The sequence below is a fragment of the Arcobacter sp. YIC-80 genome, from assembly GCF_044841725.1.
Classification (GTDB): domain Bacteria; phylum Campylobacterota; class Campylobacteria; order Campylobacterales; family Arcobacteraceae; genus Arcobacter_B.
Window position 1 is genome coordinate 131,328 of the sequence record NZ_JBJBSI010000004.1, and the last position, 17,054, is coordinate 148,381.

Below are 17,054 nucleotides of genomic sequence, written 5' to 3' on the forward strand. Positions count from 1 at the left end.
GAATCAATTCGCACTTATTTTCAAAAACTATTCCCTATTACAAATAGTTTTATATATACAAAAATTACAAGAGGACTTTTGTTGCGTTTTCTCAAAATTTATATCACTCTTACTAAGTTCTTTTAAGTCATTAAGCTTTTCACTTAATAATTCTAATTTTTTATCAAGAGCAATTTCTTCTATTAATTTTGTAGAATTTAAATCATAATAAAAAGTATCAATTGTATCTGTTTTATATAATTCGTTTACAGCTAAATAATAAAACTCTAATTGAAAATCAATAGATTTATCATAGTTTTTTAAAGTATCTACCTTTAAAGTAGATGATGTTTTATAATCAATAACTTCATATCTGTTTGTTTGATTATTAAAATCGATTCTATCAACAATACCTTTTAAATTTATTCCTTCAAAATTAATATCAAATCTTTTCTCTAAACCTAATATTCTTGAATTCTCTAATCTTTTTGAATCATATAAATAAAAATCATAAAGTTTCTTTTTCCATATTTCCAGATCAAGTGCTAAAAGTGGATTTTCACTTCTATATTCATTAAATAGGTTTTCAATTTTTCTAAAATCTAATTCTAATGATGTATTATCAACTGTATAATACCTTTCAAGTATTTTATGAACAATATCGCCAAGTTCAAATGCCTTTGGTTTCAAAGAAGTATAATGCTCTTTAATTTTTAAAATATATTGTAAATAAAACTTTCTTTTACAATCTAAAAAAGTTTTCAAAGAACTAGCTGACCAAGAAAATTTTGTTAAATCAACTCTATCAATTATATCTTTATCAAAATGCTTTAAAGTATGATTATTATATAAAATATGTCTATAAGAATTATCATAAACACCATAATCAACTTTTTCTTTAAAAAGTTCATTTGCAAATCTTGTAATTTGATTTGAATCAGAGTTAACATAAGAAATATAAATTTCTTTTGAAGAATCAATCAATCTTTTATAATAATATTTTTGAAGTAATTCTCTATCACTTAATGTTGGAAGATTTGTCATTGCTTTAATCTTTGATGATAAAAACTTATCTTTTACAGAAGCCTTTGGAATAAATTGTTCATTAAAATCACAAACAATAATTGCATCAAATATATTTGCTCTTGTTTCAAGTAATCCTAGAACGGTTATTTTCCCAGAATTAATATCATCTAATTTAATCTCATTTATTCTTTGTAATAATATTTTATATACATCTTTTACTAATAATGAATTAGAAGAAGAAAATAGTAGCCTTTTTAACTTGTAAATTAAGTCATCAAATTTTTGTAATATTTCATTATTAGTTTCAAATGTTTTTATATAATCACATAAAAAATCAAAGTTTTCAATAGTACAAATTTTTGTATAAATTTTTTGAATATTATCATCAACAAACTTTTTATCTATTTTAAGATATCTTAGTCTTTCTATAGTCACTATTTCTTTTTCATTAAGATAGTTATATATTGCATTTGAAACCTCAAAAAGCTTCCTATTTTCTATAGATTTTCCCATAGCAAAGTTAAAGTATCGTTCATTATCAAATAACTGCACTGTAGGAGCAAAACTCTCATCAGGTAATACTAAAGCCATATTAGATGGATTTATACCTTTTTTGATACATTCTGTAATTGATGACTTTATAAATGCAATTTGGTTTATTCTTGAAGTAAAACCTTTTATTTCAATATTTGTATTTTTTGATTCTAACTTTTTTTTATAAGTGATTTTTTTTTCATTCATATTTATTATATATTCAAAATCTATATCTATAATATCATCTAAAATAAAATCTTTAAAAACTTCTAAGGATTTTTGATTATATTCATTTGAAAAAAACTTTATATTTAAATTTACTCTTTCAGATATTGCTTTTATAATATCAAATTCAATCTTTGTAAAATAACCTTCAAAAATAAGATTTATTTCACTGAATTTATCTAAGTAATTTTTATTTAATTCATAATATTTAAAATAAGTAACTCTATCAACAAAATCATTTTTATCTAAGATATCTACATAATTATCATAAATTTTTGATAATATTTCAAGATGTTCAAAATAGTAATCATAGGTATCAGCTGTCTTAATCTCATTAATTGAAATTTTTTCACTTGAAAGTTCTGTAAAAAATCTATATATGTATTCATTTTGTTTTAAAAATTTTGTAAAACTATCAGATATACCAAGTTTTGAAATATCTAAATCTTTAATAGCTTCTTTTAAAAATAAAAATCTTTGTTCTTCATCACAATATTTTTTATTCTTAAGAATTATAGATTTTTTAAAAAACTCATCAATTGTTAAAGTAAAAGGTAAAAGAGTATTAGAATTTTTTTGATCACTCAAAAAAGTTCTAATCGCTCTTGAAGTTGGGAAAACGAAAAGTCTATTTTTTTCTAGCATTTGTTTTTATATAAATATAACCAATATTACCATCTATAGTAAAAGTACCTGTTATATTCCAATTATTCTCTTCTTCAATTTTAAATTGTGTTAAATAACCATTATTTTTAATCTTAAATTGACTATTATCTAAAATAATATCTTTATCAACCGTACTACTTTTAGTAACTTTAATATTAATGTCTATTTCTTTTTTAGTATTTGATTTTTTATCTATTGCAAATACTTTTATTGTATTTTGACCTAGTAACATAATATCTTTATGTCGAGATATTTTTTCTAATACTCTTTGTGAATATTTTATATCATCAACTTTTAAATCAAAAGTTTTATCATTTAAAACAAGTTTTAAATCATATAATTCTTTAAATTTTTTATTTGAATTTATAATATTATTATAATTTTCATCAACATCTTGATATTTTTTCATAAAGCTTTGATCTTCATCAATGTTAGCTTGAGAAGTACTATATATAGTCCATATAATCATTGAAAATACAAATGAAAATATTCCTATAAAAAAAAGTGGCCAATAATTTCTTTTCTTCATAAATTTATGATTTCCTTTTTCTTAAAACTGCATAAGTATAAGCCAATAATCCAAGAACAATCATTGTATACATAAACACACGCCAAATAGTACTTGAAACTTTTCCTTGATTTCCTATACTAGATTCAAGTTTAATTTCTTTTTTAGAAGCTAAAGTATCAGCTATAGCTGCATATCCATTTAGCATAGAAGCACTAACTTTTGCAAAAAGCGTATTTTTATCTTTAGAAGCTAATAAAGGCACAACATATCCATCTAAAATATCATCTTTATCTATATTTTTCTTTAATTCTTCATTAGAATAAATAAGATTTACATGAGTTTCTTCAATAAAAGCTGTTAAAAGAACATAAGGCTTTTGAAGTGCTGGCAAAATTTCATTTTCAAAATTTTTAATAGCGAGAAATTTCTTTTTCATAGGAAGTTCTTCATCTAAACCTAATGTTTGTTTTGTATAAATATAAACATTTACATTTAGTTTAGTTTTTACTTCATTTCCAATTTGATTGATTTTATCTTCTGCTCTTTTATCAATTAAATTATCATCATTGATAATAAAACCTTGAGCTAATAAGTTTTGTGATAAAAAAAATAGCAGTGAGAAAACCACTGCTATTTTAAAATTAACTAAATTTTTCATTTATCCAACGAACACTTTAGTAGAGTCAAAGAACCCATAGTAAGCTGTCATTACGGCAGAAACTAAAAGTAATACACCTATAATTTTTTCCATATTTTACTCCTTACTTACCATTACCAACAAGCTCATATTGCTTGTGGTTATCACTACTATTCATTTTTAAACCATTTAAATCTTGATTTATTTTATAGTAATTGTCAGCTTCGTCTTGTTGAACCTTAATACCATTAACAGTTAATACTGCTAAGATTGTAAGTAATAAAGCAGTTGCTATAAGCATCCCTGTAATACCATGTAATTTAAAGATTCCTCTTTCATTTTCATTCATTTGTGTATTTCCAGCCATATTACTCTCCTAAACTTCTAATATAAGTAGCTAATGCTTTTTCTTGAGTTTCGTTAAGTCTTCCATCAAAACTTGGCATTACACCAATGTTTCCTTTTTTACCATCTTTTAATACAGCCATAACAATTGCATCATCATATTCTCTAATATTTGGTGCAACGTAAGCCATACCTTTACCATCCATACCATGACATCCAGCACAAACACCATAAGCTGCTGGTTGTTCACCTTGGAATCCATTAGCTACGTACTCTGCAACTTCATTGATATCTTTTTCTTCTGTTAACATCATTGGAGGCATTCCAGCTGGGTATGCAGTTTTTAAATTGTTTGCACCATTTTTAATCACATCAACAACTTGATTTTTAGCAAATCTTTTTGTTAAATTATGAGCTTTACCATTAATACCCTCAGCATCTACACCATGACAAGGAGCACATTGTACTAAGAATAATGAACTACCCATAGCTTCAAGTGTTTCTTGTGAAGGATTTTCCCATTTAGCTTCAAACTTTTTATTGTATTCAATAGTTTCTTCATTCCATTGACCAATTTGTGAAAAACCATTAATTGGATAACCAACTGTAAAGTACCAAAACATCCAAAGAATAACACCGATAAATGCTAAACCCCATCCAGAAGGAATAGGATTTTTATATTCACCAATACCATCCCAGTTTTCTTCAGCTAAATCACCACTAGCTGTATCATTTTTCATTTGATTAACATATTTAAGTGCTACAAATACTGTAATTGTAATAATTGCTACAGCACCTAACATTGTTAAGCTGTTAATATAATCATCACCTTTAAAAGCATCACCTGCGGCAAAGTAAGTTCCTGCTAATAAAGCGATGATAAGAACAATTCCACCTACTACCATAGATTTCATCTTATTTCTCCTTATTATCTATATCTTTATCTTTTTTTCTATCTTCTAGAGGAACTGAAACATCTGCATCATCATGCACTAATTTTGAATATTTTTCAAAATCTCTTTCACCCTTTTTATCTCTTTTATATATAGAGTAAGCATAAGAGTAAAAAATAATAAATACAGCTAAAATCAAAAAGAATTTAGCATAACCTTGCACAGTAAGCAGTGTTTCATAATCCATTAAGAACCTCTATTTTAAAGAATTTAAATATGCAATTAATGCAACTATTTCAGGAACCTGACCGTTTGCAACAGCATCTTTTACAGCTTGATTTTTCATATCAGCAGCAATTTCTTTAGCATCTGCTTTTGCTTTAGCAATAGCAGTTTCAAAATCACCTAATGGAACATCAATATTACCATCACCATCGATATCTACATCATAAGGTGTATTAAATACTGTTTTTACTGTATATGCTTCTGCATAAGCAGTTTCTAAATCAGCAATATTCTCAAATTGGTGAGGATAAGCTGGCATAATTGAACCTGGTACAACAGATTCTGGATCTAACATGTGATTTTCATGCCAGTCAGTAGTTCTGTAGTTACCTACTCTCCATAAGTCTGGACCAGTTCTCTTTGATCCCCATAAGAATGGTCTATCATAAGCATACTCACCAGATAATGAATACATACCATATCTATCAGTTTCTGATTTAAATGGTCTAATTAATTGTGAGTGACACGCATTACAAGAATCTTTAATATATACTTGTCTACCTGCTAACTCTAATAATGTGTAAGGTTTAGTACCAACTGTTGGTCTAGACTGTTTTGCAAAATCAGGAATTACTTCAACAATACCTGCAAATGCAACAAAAATAAATACTAATACCGCAAAGAAAAACGGTCTTTGTTCAAACCAATGAAACATAATTTCCCCTCCTTCTTACGCAGCTACTGGTGTAGCATTAGCTGGTTCTTTGTCAAGTATTCTACCACATTTAACAGTTTTGTAAATGTTGTAAGCAAACATAAAGAATCCAATTAAGTATAATAATCCACCAACTGCTCTAATAGTATAGTATGGTTTTAATACAACTACTGTATCAATAAATGAGTAAACTAATGAACCATATTCATCATAAGCTCTCCACATCATACCTTGAGTAATTCCTGCAATCCACATAGAAGTAAAGTATAAAACAATACCTGTTGTTTGTAACCAGAATTGAGTATCCATTAATGATTTAGAGTATAATTCTCTTTTGTACATTCTTGGAACCATGTGATATAAAGCAGCCATAATCATAAATACAACCCAACCTAATACACCATCATGTACGTGACCAGGAATCCAGTCAGTAAAGTGTGCAATTGCATTTACAGATTTAATAGCTTGAATTGGCCCTTCAATTGTTGATAACATATAGAAAGTTGAAGCCAATACCATAAATTTAATTAGTGTATTTGTTTGTAATTGTTGCCATTCACCCTTCATTGTTAAAAGCATATTAATAGCTGATCCCCATGATGGTAAAATTAATACAACAGACATTACAGAACCCATAGTTTGCATCCAATCTGGAACAGTTGAATAAATAAGGTGGTGACCACCAGCCCATAAGTAAACAAATAATAATCCCCAGAATGCTAAGATCGACAATTTATATGAATAAACATTTTGACCAGATTCTTTAGGTAAAAAGTAATAAATTAAAGCAATAATTGGCGTTGTAAAAACGAATGCAACAGCATTGTGTCCATACCACCATTGTACTAATGCGTCATTTGTACCTGCATACATAGAAACAGAGTGAATCCACGATCCATAACCAGATACCATTGCAGTAGGAACTTCCATATTATTAAATAAGTATAACATTGCTACGGCAATAAATGTAGCAATCATATACCAAATTGAAATATATAAAGTTCTTTCTCTTCTAATTCCAATTAAACCAAAAATTGAAATTCCCCATAAAACCCACCATACAACAACTAAAATGTCTAGTGGCCACTCTAATTCAGCATACTCTTTTGAAGTTGTAATACCCATAAATAGAGTAACAACAGCTAAAAGAATTGTGATAAAATATAAAGCAAAATGTAATTTTGCAATAGCCATTAAAAATGGCGATTCTTTTAAAGAAACTTTTAATACTCTTTGAGAAAGGTAATACCATCCTGCAAAGATACCACTTAGAGCAAAACCAAAAGCAACACCATTAGTGTGTAAAGGTCTTAATCTACTGAAAGTACCATATTCCCCTGCTAAGTTATTTAAACCTGGGAAAGCTAGTTGAAACGCTAATATAACACCAATTGTCATACCAATGATACCAAACAAAATTGTTGCAAATGTAAAGGCTTTTGCAACTGAGTAATCGTACTCAATTTTTGCACCGTTTTGCATCAATCTCCTCCTACTAATTTTATATACAAGTCACAAATCGTCACTTATGCTAAATATTAGCTAAATGCCTCTAAAGTTTTACTTAATTTTAGTAGTATTTAAGTATTTTATTAACAAATATTTAACAATTAAATAACAACTCTATAATGATAATAATTATCTGTTTTGCTATTTTAATGTTATTTTTCTTATTTACAGTTTTATATAATCTAAACTTATGTTTTTGTTGAATCTATTGGATAAACATATATTTTAAAAGGCCTTATTATAGGCTTTTGTTATTGCTTTTAGTTTTAAAAAGTTGAATTTTTATAAATCTAATATTTTATTTTTCTTTAAATATGATTATTTTAAAGTAGAATAAAAGCTTAATATGAATGATTTTTCAGTCAAATTACATAATTAGCAATTAATAATAGTTATTTAGTAAATTTTATTATTAACTTGGAAGTTTTATCACTTCCAATTTTTTAGTGTTTGCTGAGTCTCTCTTTGCATGGTTTTTCTCTTCATATCTTCTCTTTTATCATGAAGTTTTTTACCTTGAGCTGTTGCGATTTGTACTTTCACTATATTTTTTTTATTAAAGTAAAGTTTTAATGCAACAATTGTAATTCCATCTTTAGTAACTTTTGTATGTAATTTTTCAATTTCTTTTCGATGAAGTAAAAGTTTTCTATCTCTTCTTTCATTAGGTCTAAAAGTTGTATGTGCTGTACTTAAATGAGAAATATGCATATTTAGTAAAAATACTTCATCTTTTATGATTCTAATGTGAGTATCTTTTAAATTAACTCTACCTTCTCTAATAGCTTTTACCTCACTACCTTGAAGAGAAATTCCAGCTTCATAAGTATCTAATATATGATAATCATGCCATGCTTTTTTATTTTTAAAAACTAAGCTCTTTTCTTTTTCTTTTTTTGCCATTTACTTTTCCTCATTTATAGTGAAAAACGAACTTCCACTTCCACTAAAATACCATTTTTCTTTTGAGTATTCTTCCAATTCTGGCTTAGCCATAATTGCAGGTTCATATAAATCATTTGCTTCTTTTATATTAAGCTCATTCAAAATATCAATTGATTTCATACTTAATAGCTTTGCTCTTTCTTCTTCATTTATTTCTTTATAAAAATATTCTCTAAAAAATGTAAAGATTTTTCCTGTGTCACATTTTACATTTGGTGTTATTGTTTTTATATTTAAAGGCTCTTCCTCAAATTTTTCTACAATTTCTCCAATACCAGTAACATTTGCACTTTCATATTCGTATACAAAAAATGGAACATCTGCACCAATTTTCACTGCTATTTCACATAGTTCATCTTTTGTTAAATCTAAATTACAATATTTATTAGCCATTATTAAAAAAGTTGCTGCATTAGAACTACCACCTCCCAATCCAGCAAATTCAGGAATATTTTTCTCTATTTTTACACTGTATTCTTTAAAAAATTCTTCAACATTCTTCAAGTGTTTTATCAAATTGTATGCTTTATATACAGTATTTGATTCTAATTTACACCCAAAATTCCCTATAATATTAAATGCTTTCCTATTCGTTTTAACAAAAGAGAATTCGTCATACATATTATGAACTCGAACAAACCTAGATACAAGTTCATGGTATGTATCTCTTTTTCCTGAAATTTTTAAAAAGATATTTACTTTTGCATAAGATTTTGCGTACATTATAAAGAAACCTTATTTAATAGATATTTTACTTCTTTATTTTCAATTTGGATTATACTAAAAAACTCATCAAATACTATTAGATATTTTCCATCATTTTTATTTTCTAAATACTCTATTGATATTTTTCTTCCCGTATCAAGCCATTCTTTTGTTCCAAAGTATTTATTTTTTGGTAAATCTAAATAATCAAGTGGATTTAAATCTTTTTCATTTTCATAGAAAAACTTACCTTCATTAATTCTTTCAAGATATGATAAAGTTCCTTTTCTTAAAAGTTTACTTAGCAATATTTGAGCTAGACTTCTAATATATGAACCTTCACTTACTGAACTTTCAAAAGTAATAAAAGGATGATTATATGATATTAATTTAGTATTATAAACTCTCATAGATGACTTTTTCATTTGCACATCTTTACCTTCTCTGGCTAAATCATAAGCTCTTTTACCATTTATTTTCTTTGCAGAAAATTTAGGAGGATAATATTCATGAACACCAATAAGATTCTTCACTTCTTTTTCAATAACTTCTAAATCAAGCTTTTCTTCATTTTCAATACTAATCATATTTTCAATATCTAATGATTCAGATTGAGCTCCTAACCAAATAACTGCTCTATAAGTTTTAGGTGTTTTACTCATATAATTAAATAGTTTTGAATACTGTCCAAAAGCTACAATTAAACATCCACAAGCAAAGGGATCTAAAGTTCCACTAAAACCTGCTTTTTTATTTTTATATTTTCTTTTTATTTCATTTAAATAAGAGTTTGAACTTCTAAATATTGGTTTTTTTACAACAAACAATTTATTTAAGGGTTCTTTATTATATAATTTCTTTTGCAAAGAAAACCTCTTATATTTTTTCTACAAATGAAGATAGAATATCTCTTCTTTGTCCACCAAAATTAATTGTTAGTTTATAATCTTTACCAGCTTTATTTGCTTTTTGAACTCTACCCATACCAAATATTTTATGTTGAACCAAATCACCTTTTTTGAAAGATGAATGCTTCTCAATTGTTAAACAACCTTTTATAAGTCCTGATTCACTCAAAAACCTTGATTTATTTAAAACGGCTCTTTTCCCTTTATAAAATCTTGAGTGAGCAAACGATAAAGTTAAATTATCCATAGCTCTTGTAATAGCAACATAACCTAATCTTCTTTCTTCTTCTATATCACTACCATCACCTGTTATAGGGAAAAAACCTTCTTCAAAACCGATAATAAAAAGATGTTTAAATTCTAAACCTTTTGAAGCATGAATACTCATCATCGAAACAGCTTCATTATAAAGTCCATCATTTTCACTTTCAAGTGCAATTTCATTTAAAAAATCTTTTAAATCTAAGTGAGGATTTTGAATAAAGAAATCTCTTATATATCCATAAAATTCATCAATATTAGCCTGTCTATCAAATCCATCTGGAACAGTATCATAAGAAGCTCTATAATCAAAAGCTTCTTCAAAAGAATCTAAAAACTTCATTTTTGATTCTTTTAACTGTTCTTTTAAATCCATAATTGAAGCTTCAAATACTTTTAATGTTCTTGAATTCTTTTTACCAACAACTGCTGTTAATTCTTCAGCATTAAAACTCTGAATAAGTTCAAAAATCGGTTTTTGTAACTGCGCCGATTTTGCATCAAGTTTTTCAATTGTGGTTTTCCCAATCCCACGCTTAGGTTTATTTACAATTCTTTTTAAGGAAAAATTATCATGAGAATTAGTAAGAACTCTAAAATAAGCTATTAAATCTTTAATTTCTGCTCTTTCATAGAACTTCATACCACCAACTAATTTATAGTTTAATCCTGCTCTGTTAAAACCTTCTTCTAGTGATCTTGATAAGGCATTAACTCTAAATAAAATAGCTACATCTTTTGCACTAACACCACTATCTAAAAGTTTTTTAATATCATCAATGATTTTTCTTGTTTCTTCATTTTCATCATGTGATTCATATATTCTAATAGAATCACCTTTTTTTCTTGTTCCTACAAGTTTTTTACCAAGCCTATCTCTATTGTGTTCAATAAGTTGATTTGCATGGTCTAAAATAGTATCAGTCGATCTATAATTTTCTTCAAGTTTCACAACTTTTGTATTTTCAAAATGCTCACTAAAATTAAGAATATTTTTAATAGTAGCACCTCTCCAACCATAAATACTTTGGTCATCATCACCAACAACACAAAGATTATTATGTGAAGAACATAACATCTTTAAAAGTTTGTATTGAAGTTCATTTGTATCTTGATACTCATCAACCATTATATATTGATATTTTTGACTTATTTCTTGTGCTAATCTTTCATTATTTTTTAGTATTAAGTATGGAAGTAAAATTAAATCATCAAAATCTACAAGATTATTTTTTTCTAAATATGCTTCATATTTTTCATAGACATCAGCAATTTGCTGATAAAGCTTTAATTGTGCTGCTGCTTTTGCCTCGTCAGGTGTAATTAAAGTGTTTTTATACTTTGATATTTCACTAACTAAAAGTGAAGTTGTAATATCTTTTTCTATTGATTTTAGTATTCTTTTTTTATCATCTGTATCTATTATTATGAAATTGTTTTTTCTATCAAGTTGCGTCATGTGAAACTTTAAAAATAGTAAACCAAATTTATGAAATGTACATAATAATGGTGGAGTATTTATCATAGCTGGGTCTATCATAGAGAAAGCTCTTTCTCTCATCTCAGCTGCTGCTTTATTTGTAAATGTAAGTGTTAAAATTGAACTTGGGTCAATTCCTATTGAAATCAAATATGCTAGTCTAGTTGTAATAGTTTTTGTTTTTCCAGACCCTGCACCTGCTAAAATTAACAGTGAACCATCAATATGTTGTGCGGCATCTTTTTGTGAATCGTTTAATAATGATAATAGATTTTCTGACATTTCTTCTCCCAATAATATATAATTATACCACATAAAAATTAAATTCACTATTTCTCTTAATTATTCTATATATAAATAAATGTTATTATAATCATAATTTATTTTACGGAGGTTATAATGCTAACAGATTTTGCTAAACTAGAGACATTCTTAACAGTTGTTAGAGAAAAGTCTTTTTCTAAAGCTTCAGCAAAACTTGGTATTTCTCAACCTGCTGTAACACAACAAATGAGATATATTGAAGATTACTTAGATGTACAAGTAGTTGATAGAAAGAAAAATGGTATTAGACTTACAAAAGAAGGTCAAATGCTTTATTCAATCGCTTTAAAGATCGAAAAATGTGTTGCAAATGGCGAAAAAGAACTACTAAAAATTATGAATAAAGATGTTACTTTTGTTTTTGGAGCATCATTTATTATTGGAAACTATATTTTACCTAGATTTTTAAATAATCTTAAAGAAAATATTAACAATGAAGTATCAATCAATGTTTCTGTTTCTCATGAAGCAATTCAAGACTTACTTGATAAAAAAATTGATATGGCTTTAGTTGAAAACTATGTTCCAAACGACGATATTGTATATAGAGAATGGATGGAAGATGAAATTGTAATATTTTCAAATCAGAAGCTTCCAACAAGAGCAAAAGCAGAAGATCTGTTATCTTATAAATGGGTATGTAGAAACCCTGATTCTCATACAAGAGCTATTTTTAAAGAAAATCTTGATAAAGCTAATTATCCTGACTGTGATACTTTTGATGTAACTAGTGAAGTTACAAGTGCCACAACAATTGTACAAACTGTTTTACACTCAGATAAAAATGCAACACCAACTGTTTCAATTGTTTCAAGAAATGCCATTGAATCACTTTTAAAATCTGGTGCTTTATATGAATCAAGAATAAATAATCAAAAAATGGTTAGAAAATTATATATTGCATATAGAAAAGATAGAAAACATGATGCTTTTATAGACAATGTAGTTGACTATCTTCTAAAAATGAAATAAGTATTAGAACTCTAATACTTATTTTAATAATTAAGCCCCTCTTTTTCCAAAGCTAATCTTATTTTTTTCATTTGAGTATGTTTATCTCTACACCAATCAGGAGATAGTAAAGTATCATCATCAATTCCAGCAGTAATTCTTTGAATTGAAATATTTTCAGGTAAATCAACTATAGACTTCACAACTGTATCAATATATAAATCCTCAGTAATTGGTGTAAATCTTCCTTTTCTAAACTCATTTGTTAAAAGAGTGTTTTTTACTACATACAAAGGATGAAATTTTATAGAATCAACATTTAAATCAACTGTTTGCTTAAATGATTCTAACATCATTTCTTGGTTTTCACCTGGAAGTCCATAGATTAAATGTCCACAAACATTTAAACCTTTTTCTTTACTTCTTTTAATCCAATACTTCATATTTTCAACACTATCACCTCTGTTAATAGTATCTAGCGTTTCATCATAAAAAGATTGAATACCATACTCAACCCAAATCTCTTTATCTTTTGATAGATTTACTAAATAGTCTAAAATCTCATCAGTAACACAATCTGTTCTTGTACCTATACTAAGTCCTATTACATTATCAAAAGATAGGGCTTTTTCATATAAAGCTTTAAGTGTTGAAAAAGGAGCATAAGTATTTGTAAAAGATTGGAAATAAACTATAAATTTTCCAACTCCAAATTTATTTTGGAGCCTATCTCTTGTGGCAACAAATTGCATTTCAAGTTGTTTTAATTGATTATCTAAATATGGGTTTTCATTAATTTTAGGATTTAATTTGAACTTAGTTCTTTTCTCTTTTAAATTAGGAGAGAAGGAGTCATTTTCACAAAATGAACACCCTCCTTTTGCTTTAGTTCCATCAATATTTGGACAAGTAAATCCAGATATTGAAATAGGAACTTTATAAACTTTTTCTCCAAATTTATTTTTAAAATACCTACCTATTGTTAAAACGTCTTTTAAATTACTCATTTTACTCTTTTACGAAGTAATCCCCATTGAAACTCTCTAAAGCATAATTTCTATCATTTCCAATTGCACCTGTTAAATCATCAACTGAAAGATATTTTAATGAATCAGCTTGAATATATTCACATACTTCATCAACTGACATATTGTTTGAAATTAACTCTTCTTTATTTGGTGTATCAATACCATAGTAACAAGGGAATTTTATTTCAGGAGAAGCAACTCTAAAATGAACTTCTTTAGCTCCTGCATCTTTTAGCATTTTTACTATTCTTTTAGATGTAGTACCTCTTACAACTGAGTCATCAATAACAAGTAGTGATTTTCCAGCAATAAGTGATTTCATAGGACTTAGTTTCATTCTTACTTTTAAGTTTCTCATCTCTTGTGTTGGTTCAATAAAGGTTCTTCCAACATAGTGATTTCTAATAATCCCATACTCAAAAGGTACTCCACTTTGTGCAGCATAACCAAGTGCAGCTGGAACTCCTGAATCTGGTACAGGTACAACCATGTCTACATTTATTTCAGAATCTTCATCGTTTCTAGCAAGTGCTCTTCCCATATTTTCTCTAGTTCTATATACATTTTTGCCATCTATAACTGAATCAGGTCTAGCAAAATATACAAACTCAAAAGCACAAGGTCTATACTGAGATTCAAATAATTGAATTGATTCTGGTTCATCTTTATCTTCACTAAAGATTAACATTTCTCCTGGATTAACATCTCTTATAAACTCGGCATCTACTAAATCAAATGCACAAGTTTCTGATGCAACAATATATCCACCTGACTTTAATTTTCCTAAAGATAATGGTCTAATACCATATCTATCTCTAATTACAAACTGTTTTGATCTTGACTGAACAATAAAACAATAAGCTCCTATAGTCTTAGTTAAAGCCTCTTTTATTCTATCTCTTAATCTATCTTTTGTATTTTTAGCAATTAAATGAATTAGGTTTTCTGTGTCCATTCCAGTTTGGAAAATAGCACCTTTGTCAATTAAGTCTTGTCTTACTTCTTGTTTATTAATTAAGTTACCATTATGAACTATTGATATCTCACCTAATTTATACTTAGCAAAAACTGGCTGTGCATCTAAAATTGAATCCCCACCTGCTGTTGAGTATCTATTATGACCAATTGCCATATTACCTTTTAAATATTGTAAAGCCTCATCTGTGAATACTTCTGATACTAAACCTCTATCTTTTTTTGTATAAATTTTACCACTACAAGAAGAAGAAATACCTGTTGCTTCTTGACCTCTATGCTGCATAGAAAATAAAGCTAAAGAAGCTAACCTTGCTGCATTATCATTTCCGTAAATTCCAACTATTGCACACATTTATTTAACCTTTTAAAAGAGGAAGAAGTGAACTTGATGCGCACCTATAAGTAAAAAACTTATAGAGTAAAATATCTTTTCCTCTTAGTATTTTTATATTTAATTTGTTATTAGTTTTATAGACCTAAAGCGTCATTAATTGAGTAAAGTTTTGCATCTTTTCCAATAATCCATTTTGCAACTTTAATAGCACCTTGTGAAAATGTGTTTCTTGCTGTTGCAGTATGATTTAACTCTAAAAATTCTCCATCATTATATAGTCCAACAGTATGTCTTCCTACAATATCTCCCCCTCTTAATGCCATAACAGCGATTTCATCTTTTGTTCTAGCACCTATTTGTCCATCTCTTCCAGAGATTCTTACATCATCTAAATCTAAACCTCTTGCATCTGCAGCATGTTCTGCAAGTGTAAGAGCTGTACCTGAGGGAGAATCAACTTTATGTCTATGATGTTGTTCAACAATTTCAATATCAAAATCAGCTAATGTTTTTGAAGCTAAGTGTACAAGTTTATTTAAAACAGCAACACCTAAACTCATATTTGTAGCATATAATACTGGTACTAATTTACTAGCTTCTAACAATAAATTTTGTTGATGCTTATTAAATCCAGTCGTAGCAATAACTAATGGCTTTCTAGCACCATTTTCTACTACTTCTGTAAGTAAAGCTTCTGTTGCAGCAGGAGCTGAAAAATCAATAACTACATCTGAGTTTTCAAATAAAACTGCTAAATCATTTGTAACCACTGTATCTTCTGGTACTTGTTTCTTTAGTTTATCAAAAACATGTACTGCACCTACTCTTGCATGCTCATCATTTTCTAAATCATCAATTAACAATGATCCAACTCTACCTGTACTTCCTAAAATACCTACTTTTATCATCTTTTATACTTTCCTTATCCAATATATTCAATAATATTTACTGCTGCTGTTGCTCCATCACCAGAAGCACAAACAACTTGTTTTGCAGCATCAATTCTAATATCACCAGCTGCATATAACCCAGGTGTTGATGTTTCCATTTTAAGATTAACAATAACTTCACCTTGTTCATTTACATCACAAAGGAAACTTCCATCTTCTTGTTTAATTGGATCATTTAAAACATCTCTACCAACAAAAACAAATACACCTGGTGTTGGTAAATCTCTAATTTCACCTGTTTCTTTTGATTTTACTTTTAATCCTAAAACACCAGTGTTATCACCAAATACTTCTTCTACAGTTACATTTGTAACCTCTTCAATATTTTCAGTATTCTTCATGTGTTCAATTGTAGAAGGAGCTGCTCTATAAGTATCTCTTCTATGAACTAGATAAACTTTAGAACATAATTTTGCTAAATAAACTGCTTCTTCTAGTGCTGTATCTCCACCACCTACAACTGCAACTTCTTTTCCTTTATAGAAAAATCCATCACAAGTAGCACAAGTTGAAATACCTTGACCGAAGAATTTATCTTCACCTGCAAAACCTGCACGTCTTGGAACAGAACCTGTAGCCATTAAAACAGTTTTAGCTTCATACTCTTTTCCATCAACAGCTGTCAATTTAAAGATATCATTTTCTTTTACTACATTAGTAATTTGGTTCATTTCATGTTTTAATCCAAATTTTTGACATTGTTCAGGCCAATTTTGCATTAATTCCATTCCAGTCATTACTTCACCTTGACCTGGATAATTCTCAATTTCAGATGAACCAGTGATTTGTCCACCAGGCATTCCCATCTCAAACATAACAACATTATTTAAACCACCTCTTGTAGCATAAAGCCCAGCAGTTAACCCAGCAGGTCCTCCACCAATAATTGCTAAATCTAACATATTAGTATCCTTTTATTTATATC

At 27.8% G+C, this 17,054-nt stretch carries 17 protein-coding genes; 1 reads left to right on the forward strand and 16 read right to left on the reverse strand.

What is annotated here, in order from left to right; translation table 11 throughout:
* Nucleotides 1–27: 27 nt before the first annotated feature.
* From ACH5BK_RS07665 to ACH5BK_RS07720, 12 genes are all read right to left on the reverse strand, one after another.
* Entirely contained in the window at nt 28–2,352 is a 2,325-nt protein-coding gene (locus ACH5BK_RS07665) for a PD-(D/E)XK nuclease family protein (RefSeq protein WP_404306079.1), read from the reverse strand.
* 40 nt (nt 2,353–2,392) lie between these two features.
* Nucleotides 2,393–2,959 (reverse strand): hypothetical protein, encoded by a 567-nt coding sequence (locus tag ACH5BK_RS07670; protein ID WP_404306080.1) that lies wholly within the window; start codon nt 2,957–2,959, stop codon nt 2,393–2,395.
* Between the two features lie 4 nt (nt 2,960–2,963).
* Nucleotides 2,964–3,599 (reverse strand): hypothetical protein, encoded by a 636-nt coding sequence (locus ACH5BK_RS07675; protein ID WP_404306082.1) that lies wholly within the window; start codon nt 3,597–3,599, stop codon nt 2,964–2,966.
* 103 nt (nt 3,600–3,702) lie between these two features.
* Entirely contained in the window at nt 3,703–3,945 is a 243-nt protein-coding gene (locus ACH5BK_RS07680; protein ID WP_404306084.1) for a DUF4006 family protein, read from the reverse strand.
* A 1-nt stretch (nt 3,946) separates the two neighbouring features.
* Nucleotides 3,947–4,837 (reverse strand): c-type cytochrome, encoded by an 891-nt coding sequence (locus ACH5BK_RS07685; protein ID WP_404306086.1) that lies wholly within the window; start codon nt 4,835–4,837, stop codon nt 3,947–3,949.
* A 1-nt stretch (nt 4,838) separates the two neighbouring features.
* A complete protein-coding gene (locus tag ACH5BK_RS07690) occupies nt 4,839–5,063 on the reverse strand; it encodes a CcoQ/FixQ family Cbb3-type cytochrome c oxidase assembly chaperone (RefSeq protein WP_404306088.1) in 225 nt (74 codons plus the stop codon).
* 9 nt (nt 5,064–5,072) lie between these two features.
* Complete coding sequence (gene ccoO, locus ACH5BK_RS07695; RefSeq protein ID WP_404306090.1) at nt 5,073–5,756, reverse strand: cytochrome-c oxidase, cbb3-type subunit II; 684 nt, start codon at nt 5,754–5,756, stop codon at nt 5,073–5,075.
* Between the two features lie 15 nt (nt 5,757–5,771).
* Nucleotides 5,772–7,238 carry a cytochrome-c oxidase, cbb3-type subunit I gene (gene ccoN / locus ACH5BK_RS07700; RefSeq protein ID WP_404306092.1) on the reverse strand — a complete coding sequence of 489 codons (1,467 nt, stop codon included), beginning with the start codon at nt 7,236–7,238 and terminating at the stop codon, nt 5,772–5,774.
* A 456-nt stretch (nt 7,239–7,694) separates the two neighbouring features.
* Nucleotides 7,695–8,168 carry an SsrA-binding protein SmpB gene (gene smpB / locus ACH5BK_RS07705; RefSeq protein ID WP_404306094.1) on the reverse strand — a complete coding sequence of 158 codons (474 nt, stop codon included), beginning with the start codon at nt 8,166–8,168 and terminating at the stop codon, nt 7,695–7,697.
* Nucleotides 8,169–8,933: a 4-(cytidine 5'-diphospho)-2-C-methyl-D-erythritol kinase gene (locus tag ACH5BK_RS07710; protein ID WP_404306096.1), complete on the reverse strand. Its 765-nt coding sequence runs from the start codon at nt 8,931–8,933 to the stop codon at nt 8,169–8,171.
* A complete protein-coding gene (gene truB, locus ACH5BK_RS07715) occupies nt 8,933–9,781 on the reverse strand; it encodes a tRNA pseudouridine(55) synthase TruB (RefSeq protein ID WP_404306098.1) in 849 nt (282 codons plus the stop codon). The genes ACH5BK_RS07710 and truB overlap by 1 nt, the downstream gene beginning before the upstream one ends.
* 10 nt (nt 9,782–9,791) lie before the next feature.
* Entirely contained in the window at nt 9,792–11,846 is a 2,055-nt protein-coding gene (locus ACH5BK_RS07720) for an ATP-dependent helicase (protein WP_404306100.1), read from the reverse strand.
* Nucleotides 11,847–11,963: 117 nt separating this feature from the next.
* Here ACH5BK_RS07720 and ACH5BK_RS07725 point away from each other — a divergent pair, with 117 nt between their 5' ends.
* Nucleotides 11,964–12,860, forward strand: coding sequence for a LysR substrate-binding domain-containing protein (locus ACH5BK_RS07725; RefSeq protein WP_404306102.1), 897 nt, complete (start codon nt 11,964–11,966; stop codon nt 12,858–12,860).
* Nucleotides 12,861–12,883: 23 nt separating this feature from the next.
* Here the strand turns inward: ACH5BK_RS07725 and ACH5BK_RS07730 are convergent, their stop codons facing one another.
* The 4 genes from ACH5BK_RS07730 to trxB form a co-directional block, all read right to left on the reverse strand.
* Nucleotides 12,884–13,846, reverse strand: a complete 963-nt coding sequence (locus ACH5BK_RS07730; RefSeq protein WP_404306104.1) for a TIGR01212 family radical SAM protein — start codon at nt 13,844–13,846, stop codon at nt 12,884–12,886.
* Nucleotide 13,847: 1 nt separating this feature from the next.
* Nucleotides 13,848–15,197, reverse strand: a complete 1,350-nt coding sequence (purF, locus tag ACH5BK_RS07735) for an amidophosphoribosyltransferase (RefSeq protein WP_404306106.1) — start codon at nt 15,195–15,197, stop codon at nt 13,848–13,850.
* A gap of 116 nt (nt 15,198–15,313) precedes the next feature.
* Nucleotides 15,314–16,087, reverse strand: a complete 774-nt coding sequence (gene dapB / locus ACH5BK_RS07740; RefSeq protein WP_404306108.1) for a 4-hydroxy-tetrahydrodipicolinate reductase — start codon at nt 16,085–16,087, stop codon at nt 15,314–15,316.
* A gap of 14 nt (nt 16,088–16,101) precedes the next feature.
* Nucleotides 16,102–17,031 (reverse strand): thioredoxin-disulfide reductase, encoded by a 930-nt coding sequence (gene trxB, locus ACH5BK_RS07745; protein ID WP_404306110.1) that lies wholly within the window; start codon nt 17,029–17,031, stop codon nt 16,102–16,104.
* Between the last annotated feature and the right edge of the window lie 23 nt (nt 17,032–17,054).